General features: G+C 65.1%; 13 protein-coding genes and 1 pseudogene. All 14 read left to right on the top strand.

All coding sequences use genetic code 11. The features are described 5' to 3' along the window. The first annotated feature begins 79 nt into the window (after positions 1 to 79). The 14 genes and pseudogenes from FXF75_RS07950 (at position 80) to FXF75_RS07885 (ending at position 14,554) form a co-directional block, all read left to right on the top strand. Positions 80 to 1,855 (top strand): flippase activity-associated protein Agl23, encoded by a 1,776-nt coding sequence (locus tag FXF75_RS07950; RefSeq protein ID WP_163521367.1) that lies wholly within the window; start codon positions 80 to 82, stop codon positions 1,853 to 1,855. Positions 1,856 to 1,925: 70 nt separating this feature from the next. After that, a complete protein-coding gene (locus FXF75_RS07945; RefSeq protein ID WP_309221795.1) occupies positions 1,926 to 3,101 on the top strand; it encodes a 5-(carboxyamino)imidazole ribonucleotide synthase in 1,176 nt (391 codons plus the stop codon). Next, a complete protein-coding gene (gene purE, locus FXF75_RS07940) occupies positions 3,098 to 3,730 on the top strand; it encodes a 5-(carboxyamino)imidazole ribonucleotide mutase (RefSeq protein ID WP_163521365.1) in 633 nt (210 codons plus the stop codon). Before FXF75_RS07945 ends, purE begins: the two co-directional genes overlap by 4 nt. A 362-nt stretch (positions 3,731 to 4,092) precedes the next feature. Then, positions 4,093 to 4,503 (top strand): NADH-quinone oxidoreductase subunit A, encoded by a 411-nt coding sequence (locus FXF75_RS07935; protein WP_163521364.1) that lies wholly within the window; start codon positions 4,093 to 4,095, stop codon positions 4,501 to 4,503. Next, entirely contained in the window at positions 4,500 to 5,204 is a 705-nt protein-coding gene (locus FXF75_RS07930; protein WP_163521958.1) for an NADH-quinone oxidoreductase subunit B, read from the top strand. The genes FXF75_RS07935 and FXF75_RS07930 overlap by 4 nt, the downstream gene beginning before the upstream one ends. Before the next feature lie 32 nt (positions 5,205 to 5,236). Beyond that, on the top strand, positions 5,237 to 6,871 hold the full coding sequence (locus FXF75_RS07925) for an NADH-quinone oxidoreductase subunit D (RefSeq protein WP_375335535.1): 1,635 nt from the start codon (positions 5,237 to 5,239) through the stop codon (positions 6,869 to 6,871). Between the two features lie 80 nt (positions 6,872 to 6,951). After that, a pseudogene (locus tag FXF75_RS07920) lies at positions 6,952 to 7,970 on the top strand (NADH-quinone oxidoreductase subunit H). Further along, the gene (locus FXF75_RS07915; protein ID WP_163521362.1) at positions 7,970 to 8,431 is read left to right on the top strand and encodes an NADH-quinone oxidoreductase subunit I; all 462 of its coding nucleotides are present in this window, start codon (positions 7,970 to 7,972) and stop codon (positions 8,429 to 8,431) included. The pseudogene FXF75_RS07920 and the gene FXF75_RS07915 overlap by 1 nt, the downstream one beginning before the upstream one ends. Before the next feature lie 52 nt (positions 8,432 to 8,483). Further along, positions 8,484 to 8,750, top strand: coding sequence for an NADH-quinone oxidoreductase subunit J (locus tag FXF75_RS07910; protein WP_163521361.1), 267 nt, complete (start codon positions 8,484 to 8,486; stop codon positions 8,748 to 8,750). Beyond that, positions 8,747 to 9,178, top strand: coding sequence for an NADH-quinone oxidoreductase subunit J (locus tag FXF75_RS07905; protein ID WP_240334576.1), 432 nt, complete (start codon positions 8,747 to 8,749; stop codon positions 9,176 to 9,178). The genes FXF75_RS07910 and FXF75_RS07905 overlap by 4 nt, the downstream gene beginning before the upstream one ends. Beyond that, positions 9,178 to 9,480, top strand: coding sequence for an NADH-quinone oxidoreductase subunit NuoK (nuoK, locus tag FXF75_RS07900; RefSeq protein ID WP_163521360.1), 303 nt, complete (start codon positions 9,178 to 9,180; stop codon positions 9,478 to 9,480). Before FXF75_RS07905 ends, nuoK begins: the two co-directional genes overlap by 1 nt. Positions 9,481 to 9,484: 4 nt before the next feature. Further along, entirely contained in the window at positions 9,485 to 11,533 is a 2,049-nt protein-coding gene (gene nuoL / locus FXF75_RS07895; RefSeq protein WP_163521359.1) for an NADH-quinone oxidoreductase subunit L, read from the top strand. Beyond that, entirely contained in the window at positions 11,534 to 13,063 is a 1,530-nt protein-coding gene (locus tag FXF75_RS07890; RefSeq protein ID WP_163521358.1) for a NuoM family protein, read from the top strand. After that, entirely contained in the window at positions 13,064 to 14,554 is a 1,491-nt protein-coding gene (locus FXF75_RS07885) for an NADH-quinone oxidoreductase subunit N (protein WP_163521357.1), read from the top strand. The last annotated feature ends 257 nt before the right edge of the window (positions 14,555 to 14,811 follow it).

Raw genomic sequence — 14,811 nt, 5'->3', positions numbered from 1 at the left:
TTGGGTCCGAAGTCTGGGCGAGTAAAAGAACTACCGTTCTCCGGAAAACTTGTATCCCTCCGGATGGATTCCGGAAGTGATGACCGCAGACGAGAAGTCCGCGGACGCTCGGCGATGGCTCCCCGATTCCGTGAACGCGTTCGGTCGGACGGTCGGCGCGCGGACCGCGGCCGCCGTCCTCGGCGTGACCCTCCTGTCGCTGTCGCTCCGGTTCTTCGCGCTCGGTTCCCGGGTGTTCCACTGGGACGAGGGCAGGGTCGGCTACTGGATTCTGCGCTACGCGGAGAACGGCATTTGGGAGTATCACGCCGTCATCCACGGCCCGTTCCTCTACCACGTGAACAAGTACCTGTTCCAGTTGTTCGGCGCGAGCGACTTCGTGGCCCGCGTCCCCATCGCCGTGGTCTCGGGCCTGCTCCCGCTGACCGCGTGGCTGTTCCGCGAGCGACTCCGTCGGGTCGAGATGATTGCGGTCGGCCTGTTCCTCGCCGTCAACCCCGTCGTCCTCTACTACTCGCGGTTCATGCGCAACGACGTGTTGCTGGCGGCGTTCATGGTGTACGCGCTGGCGTTCTACACCCGGCTGTTCGACACCCGGAAGCCGCGATACCTCTACATCGGGACGCTGATGCTCGCGCTGGCGTTCACCACCAAGGAGAACGTGCTGGTCTACGTCGTGACGTGGGTCGGCGCGGCGGTCCTGTTGTTCGACCATCGTCTCGTGCTGGCCGCGCGCGCCGACGACCGGAAGGCGTTCCTCCGCGACCGCGCCCGCAGGGCGTGGGACGCTCTCTGGCACGACTGGTGGGCGCTCCACCTCGTCCTCGCCCTCGTCTTCTTCTTCGCAGTCGTCATCTTCTTCTACGCGCCGCGGGCCGGACCCACCTCCGACCCCGGTCTCTGGAAGGCGTTCTCGAATCCGGGGCTGTTCCCCGCAGTCATCGAAGAAGCCACCGTGGGGTCGTGGGAGTCGTTCGTCGATAAGTGGGGCGGCGGCAACGAGTCGTCGTACCTCTCGACGTTCAAGTCGCTCGGCGCGGTTCTCTGGGAGGGCGCGGCCGTCCTCCTCGCGCTGTCGGTGGTCGGCTTCGTCGCGGACCGATACGTCGGTGACCGGCCGCGAGACGTGGTGTCGTTCGCCAGTTACTGGGGGTTCGTCAGCGTCCTCGGCTACCCGGTCATCGTGGAGAACGCCTTCCCGTGGGAGGTCGTCCACGCCGTGGTCCCGCTGGCGATTCCCGCGGGCGTCGGTCTCGCCATCCTCGTCCGGTGGGGTTCGGAGGCCGTCGCCGACGGGGACGCCGTGAGCGCCACGTTCGCGGCCCTGCTCGTGTTGCTGCTCGCCGGGCAGGTCGGAGCCACCGCGGTCAACTCCACCTACCTGCACCCGGCCGACCACTACGTGGACGACGCCGAACAGGACGAGAATCGACTGGTCCAGTACGGCCAACCCGCGGCGGGCATCCGGCCGACCCTCGAACGGGTGCGCTACGCCGCGGCGCACAACGACGGTACCGACGTGCTCTACTACGGGTCGGACTTCTACGTCGCCAACGAGTCCGAGAACGACCGCTGGGCCGCGGGCGGTGGCTGGTACGACCGGTTGCCGATACCGTGGTACACCGAGATGTACGGCGCGGCGGTCGATAGCACCACGGAACTCGACGTAGTCGGGTCGAACCCGCCGCCCGTGGTCGTGGCGCGCGCCGGGGACCGCTCGCAGGTCGCCGAGCGACTCGACGGCTACCGCGCCTTCGAGGAGGAACTGACCCTCTGGGGGAGCGAGACGGTGTTCTTCGTGGACGAGGACTACCTCCCGTCGGCGAGCGGCGGGGGCAACGTGACCGACGCGTAGGAACTCCGAGTACCCACGTTCTTGGACAACGCCCGTCCGAGTTGGCAAATCTTATGCAGGGGCGTCCACAATTGACGCGCAGATGACCGACACAGAGACGCTCGGCGTCGTCGGCGGTGGCCAACTCGGCCGGATGCTGGCGGAGGCGGCCGCCCCGCTCGGCGTGGAAGTTGTCGTCCTCGACCCGACGCCGAACTGCCCGGCCTCGCCGGTCGCCCGCGACCAGATAGTCGGCGAGTTCACCGACGAGGAGGCCGTCCGGGAACTGGCCGCGCGGTCGGACTACCTGACGTACGAAATCGAGTTGGCCGACCCCGACCTGCTGGAGACCGTGGAAGCCGAGTACGGCGTCCCCGTGAACCCCGACCCCGGGACGCTCCGGACGATACAGGACAAACTCGTCCAGAACCAGACGCTGGCCGAGGCGGGGGTCCCCGTGCCCGAGTTCCGCCGGGTGGACGACCGGGCGGACTTAGAGGCGGCGCTCGACGAGTTCGGCTACCCCGTCATGCTCAAAGCCCGAGAGGGCGGGTACGACGGCCGCGGCAACGTCCCCGTCGAAGACGAGACCGACGTGGACGAGGCGCTGGCCGAAATCGACGCCGACGGCGTCCACGCGGTGGTCGAGGAGTTCGTGGACTTCGAGCGCGAAGTCTCGGTAATCGGCGTCGAGGGGACCGACGAGAGCGCCACGTTCCCGCTCGGCGAGAACGTCCACCGCGAGGAGATTCTGCGCGAGACGGTCGTTCCGGCCCGGACCGACGACGCGGTCGCCGAGCGCGCCGGGGAAGTCGCCGAGGACGTACTCGACCTGCTCTCCGGTCGGGGCGTCTACGGCATCGAGATGTTCGAGACGAGCGAGGGTGAGATTCTGGTGAACGAAATCGCCCCGCGACCCCACAACTCGGGCCACTACACCATCGAAGGCGCGTTGACCTCCCAGTTCGAACAGCACGCCCGCGCCGTGACGGGGCGACCGCTCGGCGCGACCGACCTCCGGAGTCCCGTGGCGTCGGCCAACCTCTTGGGCGGCGGCGAGGAGCGCCGGCCCGCCGACCACTCCGGCGACGACGCGGTTCTGTCCCACCCGGACGCGAGTCTCCACTGGTACGGTAAACACGAGGTGTACCCCCTGCGCAAGATGGGCCACCTGACCGTCGTCGGCGGCCGCGACTCGCGCGACGACGACGTGGACGACCTGCTTCGCACCGCCCGCGACCTGCGCGACGAGGTGACTTTCGAATGAGCGAACTCCAGCGACTCATCGACGACCTGCGAGCGGAGGCACAGCGCGACAGAGACCCCGAGGACACCCCCGAAATCGGCATCGTGATGGGGAGCGACTCGGACCTCGACGTGATGGCCGGGTCGGACGACTCCGAGGGGGCCTACGACGCCCTCACGGAGGTAGGATTCGAGGAAATCACCGATTACGACGACCCGCCCGAGGCCCGATTCACGTTCGAGACGTACGTGGTATCGGCCCACCGCACTCCCGAACTGATGTACGCCTACGCCGAGACCGCCGAGGAGAGAGGTCTCGACGTGATAATCGCGGGTGCCGGCGGGAAGTCGGCGGACCTGCCGAACATGACCGCCTCGTTGGCGTACCCGCTGCCCGTGGTCGGCGTGCCGGTGCAGGAGAAGTCACTGCCCTCGGTGGTCGGGATGCCCACGGGCGCCCCTATCGTCGCGGTGGACGCGGGCAAGTCGTTCAACGCGGCGCTGTCGGCGGTCCAGATTCTCGCGCGCCAGCACGGCGACCTCCGAGACCGCCTCGTGACGTATCACGACGAACTGCAGGAGGACGTGGCTACCGTCTCTCGGCGTCTCCACGAACGGGGGACGCCGGGGTTCCGTGACGAGGAGGAGTAGCCGCGAAGCGTTCGCACGGCCGGGACCTCTGGCGGTGCAAACTGTCTGTCGCCACCCCATCTCTCTCCCGTCGAACAGCCCCGTTATTCCGGACGAAAGATGAGGTACGTCTCCGCTTAGCGGCCGTTTTCTCCCGGGTTTCCTCGGTTTACTCTGCTTATTGTCAGTCCGAGGCGCTGATAACCGCGGTGTAGCGTCGGTGAAACTCGCGAGGTTCCGGATTCGGAGGGAAACATTCCGTTTCTCGACAGGAACCGTCAAGCCGTCGAAAGGCGCGTGAGGCGGCCAGATTCGTTGGAATCGCAAGAATCAACGCTTATAGGGGTGCGCTCATAATCTCGGGATGGTAGGAGAATATCGGCATGAATCCATGGATAGCGATTGGCGCGTTGGCGCTGGTGGGGCTGTTGATACCGCTCGGAATGATGGCGGTCTCCAGCCTGCTCCGGCCTACCGTGCCCGAGAAAGGAAAAACCGCCACCTACGAGAGCGGCGAGGTGCCGACGGGCGGGACGCGTATCCGCTTCAACATCCAGTACTACATGGTCGCGTTGCTGTTCGTCGTCTTCGACATCGAGACCGTCCTCATCTTCCCTTGGACGGTTATCTACCGGAGCGCGGTCTCGATGGAGGGCGTCGGACTGGCCAAGACCCTGTTGCCGATGCTGGTGTTCATCGGCGTCCTCGTCGTCGGTCTCGGCTGGGCGTGGCGTAACGGTGCCGTACGGTGGGTCCGCAATCCCGACCGTTCGCAACGGAGCGTGAAACGATAATGAGTAACGAACCACGGGAGACGATTCACGGTAGCACAGACCCGCAGACCAAGACCCGCGAGGCCCGGATGGAGGGTGTGGACAGTCGGTTCAACTCGAAGCTTCGGGAGGCGTTCGGCTCGACGCCGTTCATCCTCACGAAGTTCGACAAGTTCATGAACTGGGTGCGGGGGTCCTCGATGTTCATGCTGCAGTTCGGTATCGCGTGCTGCAGCATCGAGATGATGCACACTTACGCGGTCAAGCACGACCTCGACCGCTTCGGGTCGGGCGTCCCGCGCGCGTCCCCGAGACAGGCAGACGTGATGATTGTTCCGGGGACAATCGTCTCGAAGTTCGCCCCTCGGATGAAGCGCGTCTACGACCAGATGCCCGAACCCAAGTTCGTCGTCAACATGGGGTCGTGCGCAATCTCCGGCGGCCCGTTCCAAGAGGGCTACAACGTCATCAAGGGCGCGGAGGAGGTCATCCCGGTGGACATCCACGTCCCCGGTTGCCCGCCCCGTCCCGAGGCGCTCATCTACGGCGTCGTGAAGATGCAGGAGCGCATCGCCAACGGCGAGACGAGTCCGGTGACGGTCAAGCCCTACGAACTCGAACAGTTCGGCGACCTCGAACGCGACGAACTCATCGACAAACTCGCCGACGACATCGACGAGGACACCCTCGTGATGCGGTACAACTGGGCTGATTCACCATGAGTTCGCAGGAAGAGTCAGTGCAGACCGAGGAGATGCAGGTCGCGGGCGTCGATTACGACGCTATCGAGGACCTGCTCGGCGACCGCGTGATTCGACGCGAGACCCACCTCAACGCCGAGGGGTTCGTCGTCCGCCCCGACGAGGTCGAGGAGACGCTCGAACTCCTCCGCGACGAGGCCGGGTTCGACCACCTCTCGATGCTCACGGCCCAAGACTACGAGGACCGCTACGAGAGCATCTACCACCTGACCAAGTACGACGACCGGACCCAGGAGGTCAGCGTGGTCGTGCCGACCGACCCGGAGAATCCGACCAGCGAGTCGGCCGCGTCGGTGTACAAGACGGCGGAGTGGCACGAACGTGAGGCCTACGACCTCGTCGGTATCGACTACGAGAACCACCCGGACCTGCGGCGCATCCTGTTGCCCGAGACGTGGCAGGGTCACCCGCTGAGTTCGGACTACGACCAAGATAAGCCCCAGCTCGTCACGCTGGACGAGCACGTCAATCCGCTTGCCGAGAGTCAGGAGGACAGCGAGTCGGACACGATGTTCCTGAACATCGGTCCGCACCACCCGGCGACCCACGGCGTGCTCCACGTCAAGACGGTGCTGGACGGCGAGCAGGTCGCGGACGTGGAACCCGACATCGGCTACCTCCACCGCTGCGAGGAGCAGATGTGCCAGCAGGGCACCTACCGCCACCAGATTATGCCGTACCCCGACCGGTGGGACTACTCCTCAGCGGGCCTGCTCAACGAGTGGGCCTACGCTCGCGTGGCGGAGGACCTCAACGACATCGAGGTGCCCGAGTACGCCCAGATAATCCGGACGATGAGCGCCGAACTCTGCCGCATCGCGGCGCACATGCTGGCGCTCGGGACGTTCTGTCTGGACATCTACGGCGACTTCACGGCCATCTTCATGTACGCCATGCGCGACCGCGAGAAGGTCCAGAACATTCTGGAGGACCTGACGGGCCAGCGCATGATGTTCAACTACTTCCGCCTCGGCGGGGTCGTCTGGGACCTGCCCGAACCCCGCGAGGAGTTCTTCGGGAAGGTCCGGGACTTCATCGACGACCTGCCCGAGACGCTGGAGGAGTACCACGACCTCATCACGAGCAACGAGATATTCCAGAAGCGGACCATCGACACCGGCGTCCTCGAACCCGAGACGGCCAAGCAGTACGGCTGTACGGGACCGGTCGCTCGCGCGTCGGGCATCGACTACGACCTGCGTCGCGACGACCCCTACGGCTACTACGACGAACTCGACTGGGACGTCGTGACCGAGGACGGGTGTGACAACTTCGCTCGACTGCTCGTCCGGATGCGCGAGGTCGAGGAGTCGGCCAAGATAATCAGCCAGTGTGTCGACCTGCTCGAAGACTGGCCCGAGGACGAGCGCAACATCCAGAGCAACGTCCCGCGGACCCTCAAGCCCGACCCGGACACCGAAGTCTACCGGGCGGTCGAGGGCGCGAAGGGCGAACTCGGCATCTACATCCGGTCGGACGGCACCGACAAGCCCGGCCGGTTCAAGATTCGGAGTCCGTGCTTCAACAACCTCCACTCGCTGGAGGCGATGGCCGAGGGCGAGTACGTGCCCGACCTCGTGGCCGCACTGGGTAGCCTCGACGTGATTCTCGGGGAGGTGGACCGCTGATGACGGCGCTGGTCCCCCTCCAGGGACAGGCGGAACCGCTGCTCCCCGAGACCATCGGCAAGTTCCTGTTCGGCGCGAACATGGCTCCGTGGCAGGAGGCCGTCGCGGCGTTCCTCGCGGCGTTCGTCATCGGCAACATCATGCTGGCGATGACGGGCGTCGCCGGTCCGTGGGCGAAGCGGAAGATAACCGCAGCGTTCACCGACCGCATCGCGGTCAACCGGGTCGGTCCCGCCGGTCTGCTCATCATCGTGGCCGACGCGGTCCGCCTGCTGAGCAAGGAACTCATCATCCCGGACGGGGTCGACCGTCCGGCCTTCGACCTCGCGCCCATCGTGATGGCGGGGTCGGCACTGCTCGGCTTCGCGGTCATCCCGATGGGTCACATCTTCGGCGTCAATCTCCACCTCGCCGACCCCGAAATCGGGATGGCCTACGTCTTCGCGGTGGCCTCCATCGCCACGCTCGCGCTGGCGATGGCCGGCTACGCCTCGAACAACAAGTACTCGCTGATGGGCGGTCTCCGCGCCATCGCGCAGAACATCGCCTACGAGATTCCGCTGGTCGTGACCGCGGCGTCGGTCGTGCTGTTCACCGACTCGCTGCAGATGAGCCAGATTGTCGCGGCACAGCAGGAACCGCTGTTCACGCTCGCGGGCATCACGATTCCGTCGTGGTTCGCATTCGTGAACCCGTTCGCGTTCGTGCTGTTCGTGGTCGCGAACCTCGCGGAGGTCGTCGGAACCCGTTCGACATCCCGGAGGCCCCGACCGAAATCGTCGCCGGGTACCAGACGGAGTACTCGTCGGTGTACTTCGTGCTGTTCTACCTCGGCGAGTTCCTCCACATCTTCCTCGGGGGCGCAATCATCGCGACCCTCTTCCTCGGCGGTCCGAGCGGCCCGTTCCTGCCGGAGTCGCTGAACTTCGTCTGGTTCGTGGTCAAGATATGGGCCGTCTTCCTGTTCACGCAGTGGGCGCGCTCGGCGGTCCCGCGTCTTCGCATCGACCAACTCATCGAAGTCGGCTGGAAGGGCATGCTGGTGCTGAGCTTCGCTAACCTCGTCCTGACGGCCATCATCGTTGGAGTGATGCTCTAATGATTGGAGTCCTCAAATCAATGGCGACGACGCTGAAGCACGCACTGGACGGGTCCACGTTCACGGTCGAGTACCCCGACGTGGCTCCCGAAGTAAGCCCCCGATTCCGCGGGGTCCACAAGTTCAGTCAGGAGCGTTGCATCTGGTGTCGCCAGTGCGAGAACGTCTGTCCGAACGACACGATTCAAATCGTTCAGGACGACCAGCGCAACGGCGAGCAGTACAACCTCCACATCGGACAGTGCGTCTACTGTCGGTTGTGCGAGGAGGTCTGCCCGGTAGACGCCATCCTCCTGACGGAGAACTTCGAGTTCACGGGCGACACCAAAGACGACCTCGTGTACAACAAAGAACAGTTGAAGAACGTCCCGTGGTACAAGGACATCGACCCCCTCGAATCCCGCGAACCCGACCGTGGTGCGTGGATTGGCGAAGGCGAGGGTGAGGTGGACTACCAGTAAGTCCGTCTCGAAACGTTAAAAGGCCGATTACGAGAACTTCAAGGTGACTGAAATGGCATACGAGACACTCACGTTCGGGCTGTTCGCTCTCGTCACGATAGCGAGCAGTCTGGGCGTCGTCCTGGTGCGGGACATTTGGCACTCGGCGTTACTGCTGGGTGTCGCGTTACTCTCCGTCGCGGTCCACTACGTGATGCTGCAGGCGGAGTTCCTCGCAGCGATGCAGGTCCTCGTCTACGTGGGCGGGGTACTCGTCCTCATCACGTTCGCCGTGATGCTGACGCGCCAGGCCAAGACAGAGGAGGTATCGAACGTATGAGTAAGTACGACGACGATAGGGACCGGCGCGAAGTAAGTACCGAACCCGAGGTCGGCATCGACGACAGAGGTCGAAAGTGGCCCGGCGTGGCCGCGGTGGCGCTGTTCGGAGTGCTGGCGTGGGTCTTCGTCGGTGCCGAGTTCAGCGAGGCCGCTGGCTTCCCGGACGGCGCGTCGATTACCGCCAGCATCGGGTACGCGATGTTCAACATCCCGGCGGAGAACGCAATCCCGAGCGAGGGATTCCTGATTCCGTTCGAGATTATCGACCTCGTGCTGGTCGCGGCGCTCGTCGGCGCGGTCATGCTGGCGCGACGCGAGGAAGGCGGCGAGATAACGACGGCGCTTCGCTCGGACGCGGTCGAGCAAGAGACCTCCACGCAGGACGTCGTCGCGGACGGGGGCAAAGCGGACGGAGGTGAGCAGTGATGGTTCCGATACAGTACTACCTCCTGCTCTCGGCCGCTATCTTCGCAATCGGTATCTTCGGCATCCTGACCCGTCGGAACGCGCTGTTGTTCCTGATGAGCGTGGAGCTGATGCTGAACGCGGCGAACATCAACCTCGTCGCGTTCTCGCGGTTCCACGGTAACCTGACGGGCCAGACGTTCAGCCTGTTCACGCTGGCGCTGGCGGCCGCCGAAGTCGCGGTCGGTCTCGGCATCATCCTCGTCCTGTATCGCAACTTCGCAGACGTGGACGTAACTGAAGCGGCAACGATGAGGTGGTGAAACGATGGCAGCACTCCCATTCGAACTGACTCCGGCCATCGCGGCCCTGCCGTTCGTATCGTTCCTAATCGCGTTGTTCGTCGGCGCGTTCGCCCCGCGACTGCTCCCCAAGGGCGGCGCGATTCCCGGCATCCTCGCCACGGGTGGCTCGCTACTCCTGTCGCTGTGGGTCTTCCTCACGGTGTCGGGCGGCGAGACCTACCACGAGTACATCACGTGGGTCGCGGGCGCTGGCGAAGCGACGTTCGACCTCCATCTGGGCGTCCTCGTCGACCCGCTGTCGTCGATGATGCTCATCATCGTCTCGCTGGTGGCGTTCCTCGTCCACATCTTCAGCCTCGGGTACATGAACGACGAAGGAGAGACGGGCCTGCCCCGGTACTACGCCGGACTCGGTCTGTTCACCGCGAGCATGCTCTCGTTCGTGTTCGCGGACAACCTCCTGATGGCGTTCATGTTCTTCGAGCTGGTGGGCCTGTGTTCGTGGCTCCTCATCGGCTTCTGGTTCCGCGACGACGCGCCGCCGAGCGCGGCGAAGAAGGCGTTCCTCGTCACCCGCTTCGGTGACTACTTCTTCCTCGTCGGCCTCGTCGGCGTCTTCGCCACCTTCGGCACGTCGATGTTCGTCGGCGGCGAGGGCGAACACGCGGTCCACTCGTTCCCCCACATGGCCGAACAGGCGTTGCTCGAAGGCCACACGGGCGAGATAACCACGTATCTCGGTCTCGACCCGCAGGCTTGGTTCGCGGTTCTGGGTCTGCTCATCCTCGGCGGCGTCGTCGGTAAGTCCGCGCAGTTCCCGCTGCACACGTGGCTGCCCGACGCCATGGAGGGTCCGACCCCGGTCTCCGCGCTTATTCACGCGGCGACGATGGTCGCGGCGGGCGTCTACCTCGTCGCGCGCATCTACGGGTTCTACGCCCTCCTGCCGCAGGTGCTGGCGCTCATCGCGTTCGTCGGCGGCTTCACAGCCCTGTTCGCGGCGACGATGGGCGTCGTCAAGAAGGAGATAAAGCAGGTGCTGGCGTACTCGACCATCTCCCAGTACGGGTACATGATGCTCGGACTGGGCGCTGGCGGGTACGTCGCCGCGACCTTCCACCTGATGACCCACGCGTTCTTCAAGGCGCTGCTGTTCCTCGGTGCCGGGTCGGTCATCATCGCGATGCACCACAACGAGGACATGTGGGACATGGGCGGTCTCAAAGACCGGATGCCCGTGACCTACTACACGTTCCTCTCGGGGTCGCTCGCGCTCGCGGGCATCGTCCCGTTCTCCGGCTTCTGGTCGAAAGACGAGATTCTCTACGAGGCGCTCGCCCGCGGGATGGAGAACCCCATCCTACTGGCGGCCTACGCGATGGGACTGCTCGCGGTGTTCTTCACCGGGTTCTACACCTTCCGGATGGTCGCGCTGACCTTCCACGGTGAACCCCGGACCGACACCGCCCGCGACCCCCACGGCGTGCGCTGGAACGTCAAGTTCCCGCTCGCCGTCCTCGGGATTCTGGCGGCGGTGGCCGGTCTGGTCAACATGACCCCGGTCGCCGACGTGACGGGACTCCACATCGAGTATCTGCACAACTGGCTCGGCGGTTCGCTCGAAGCGACGTCGGTCCACACCTACACGCACATCCTCGAAGAGGCGGGCGTCCATCACGCAGAACTGTCGCCCATCGTTCCGGGTCTCGTCTCGCTGGCGCTCGCGCTGGCCGGCGCGGGACTCGCGTGGAAGCTCTACGCCGTTCCCTCGCCCGAGGAGCACACCGACAAACTCGGCGGTGCGAAGACGGTGCTGTTCAACAACTACTATCAAGACGAGTATCAGGTCTGGCTCGCGGAGGGTCTCACCCTGCCGCTGGCCCGCGCCGCGGACAAGTTCGACCAAGGCGTCATCGACGGCGTGGTCGACGGCGTCTCCAGCGTGAGCCTGTTCGGCGGGAGTCGCATCAGGCGAATCCAGACCGGCGTGGTGTCGAACTACGCCTTCCTGCTGACGGCGAGTTTCGTCGTGCTGCTCGTCGCCATCGGTCTCGTGGGAGGTTGGTTCTGAATGTGGATTGAAGCACTTATCGCGGTCACGATGCTGAGCGCGCTCGTGGTGTTCGTCGCCCCGAACAAGGTGGCGGAGAAGCTCGCGTTCGCGCTCAGTCTGCTCCCGCTCGCCGGGAGCCTCTGGATGTACAGCACGTACGAGGCCAGCGGTAACGCCCTCTTGGAGGGTAGCGAACTGGCCTTCGAAGAGAGCTTCACGTGGGTCACGGCGGGACCGTACGCGCTCAACTGGCACGTCGGTCTCGACGGTATCAGCATGCCGCTGGTCGCGCTGACCACGGTACTCACGTCGCTGGCGCTGCTGGCGTCGTGGACACCCATCGACGAGCGTCAGAGCCAGTTCTACGGCCTGATGCTCTTCCTCGAAGCCAGCCTGCTGGGCGTCTTCTCGGCGCTCGACTTCTTCCAGTGGTTCGTCTTCTGGGAGATGGTGCTGGTGCCGATGTACGTCCTCATCGGCGTCTGGGGCGGTCCGCGCCGCAAGTACGCGGCCATCAAGATGTTCGTCTACACGAACATCGCCTCGCTCGTGATGTTCATCGGGTTCATCGCGCTGGTGTTCGGTCTCGGCGACTCGGTGACGACCCTCGACCTGCCCGCCGTCGCGCAGGCGCTACGCGCGGGCGAACTCGGTAGTCTGGGACCGGTCGGCGCGGGTACCCTGAAGACGGTGGCGTTCGTCGCCATGTTCGCCGGATTCGCGGTGAAGGTCCCGGTCGTTCCGTTCCACACGTGGCTGCCGGACGCCCACGTCGAGGCCCCGACGCCGGTCTCCATCATGCTTGCCGGGGTCCTGCTGAAGATGGGTACGTACGCCCTGCTCCGGTTCAACTTCACGATGCTGCCGGAGGTCGCGCAGAACAACGCGCCCATCATCGCGCTGTTCGCGGTGATTAGCGTCATCTACGGCGCGATGCTGGCGCTGGCTCAGTCGGACCTCAAGCGCATCGTGGCGTACTCCTCGGTCTCTTCGATGGGGTACGTCATCCTCGGTCTCGTCGCCTACACGCTGTACGGCATGGGCGGTGCGACCTTCCAGATGGTCGCCCACGGTCTCATCTCGGGACTGATGTTCATGTCGGTCGGCGTCATCTACAACACGACTCACACCCGGATGGTCTCGGACATGTCCGGACTGGCGAGCAAGATGCCCATCACCGTGGCCGTGTTCGTCGCGGGCGCGTTCGGTTACATGGGCCTGCCGCTGATGGCCGGATTCGCCGCGGAGCTGTTCATCTTCCTCGGCTCATTCGGCGCGTTCGCCGGCTCGGTGTGGTTCACGGCCGCCGCGATGTTCGGCATCGTCGTGGTCGCGGGCTACCTGCTGTTCGCCATGCAGCGCACGCTGTTCGGTCCGTTCGAGTTGGAGACCGACTACGAGGTCGGTCCGGCCTCGTTCCACGACGTGGCCCCCCTCGTGGTCCTCATCCTGCTGGTCATCCTGCTGGGCGTCGAACCGAGCATCTTCTACACGATGATTCAGGACGCAGTGAATCCGCTGGTTCCGGCGGCCGGAGGTGGTGTATAGATGGCGTTCCAACTTCCGACGTGGATGGCGCTCGGTCCGACGCTGGCGTTCGCACTGACGGGACTGCTCCTGTTGGTCATCGACAGTTTCTCGGACTCGACTAACCGCGGGCTGCTGGCCGGAACGGCGACCCTCGGGTCGCTCGTCGCGGTCGGTCTCTCGGCGTGGTACCTGTTCGCCGGCACGGGCGCGGAGCCGATTCGGCTCTACCAGAACTCGCTCGTCGTGGACACGATGAGCCTGTTCTTCGCGTTCGTGTTCGCCAGCGTGACCACGCTGGTCTGCGTCGCCAGCTACGACTACATGCGCGACCACACGTATCAGGCGGAGTACTACGCGCTCGTCACCCTCGCGGCGACGGGCATGACGCTGATGGCCGCCGCGAACAGTCTCGCGGTGGTGTTCGTCAGCCTCGAACTCTCCAGCCTGCCGTCGTTCGCGCTGGTCGCCATCCTGAAGAAGAACCGCGGGAGCGTCGAAGCCGGGTTGAAGTACTTCCTCATCGGCGCGCTCTCGTCGGCCATCTTCGTCTACGGCGTCAGCCTCGTCTACGGCGTCACCGGCTCGCTGCTGCTGCCCGAAATCGCCAGCGGCGTCGGCGGGACGGAGCTGACGGGCGTCCTCGGTCTCGGCGTGTTGATGATGCTGGGCGGGTTCGCGTACAAGACCGCGTCGGTCCCGTTCCACTTCTGGGCACCCGAGGCGTACGAGGGTGCACCCGCGCCCGTCTCGGCGTTCCTCTCGTCGGCTTCGAAGGCCGCCGGGTTCGCCGTTGCGTTCCGCGTGTTCACTGTCGCGTTCCCGGTCGAGGAACTCGTCACGGGCGCGACCGCGGGCGTGGACTGGGTCCTCGCGGCCCAGATTCTCGCTGTCGTGACGATGACGCTCGGTAACTTCGCGGCCGCGACCCAAGACGAGGTCAAGCGCATGCTCGCGTACTCGTCCATCGGGCACGCGGGCTACGCGCTCATCGGTCTCGCGGCGCTGTCGGGCGGTAACGACCAGTTCGTCCTCGGCGCGAGCATGGCCCACCTGCTCGTCTACGGGTTCATGAACACGGGCGCGTTCCTGTTCATCGCCCTCGCCGAGTACTGGTCTGTCGGCCGGACGTTCGAGGACTACAACGGTCTCGCCACGCAAGCGCCGTTCGCCTGCGTGGCCATGACCGTCTTCATGTTCAGCCTCGCGGGACTCCCGCCGTTCGGCGGCTTCGTGAGCAAGTACTTCCTGTTCGCGGCCGCCGTGGGCGCGGGCTTCTGGTGGCTCGCCGCCGTGGGTGCCATCAACAGCGCGCTGTCGCTGTACTACTACTCGCGGGTCGTGAAGGCGATGTGGATAGAGGACTCCTCGGGCGAGTTCGACATCGAGTCCAAGCCCGTGGGTCTCTACGCCGCGCTGGCCGCGGCCGCGGTCGTGACGGTGCTGCTGCTCCCCGGGTTCGGTCCGGTCTGGCAGTACGCCACCGACGCCGCGGCGGCGCTCGTGGCGTAGAACGACGTCGAACCGTTATCGTTTTTTGACGCTGTTTCGACGTAGCCGCAGGACTCGGACGCTACGGCACGACTGAACCGCCCGTCGCGACCGAACTGTCGTGCAGTCGCGGGACGGCGGGTCCCGCAGTGTAACGCTCGTCTACCCGGAGAATCGCCCAGTGCCGGAACCGAACGACACCGCCTGCGACCACGGGAACCCACTGACGCAACCGAGGAACCGCGAGCGAGTACCGATTTTAGCCGCTAGACGGTAGA

It is taken from the genome of Halorussus sp. MSC15.2 (assembly GCF_010747475.1).
In the GTDB taxonomy this organism is placed as follows: domain Archaea; phylum Halobacteriota; class Halobacteria; order Halobacteriales; family Haladaptataceae; genus Halorussus.
The sequence above is the reverse complement of the archived record's forward strand: the minus strand, read 5'-3'. Positions and strand labels throughout refer to the sequence as shown.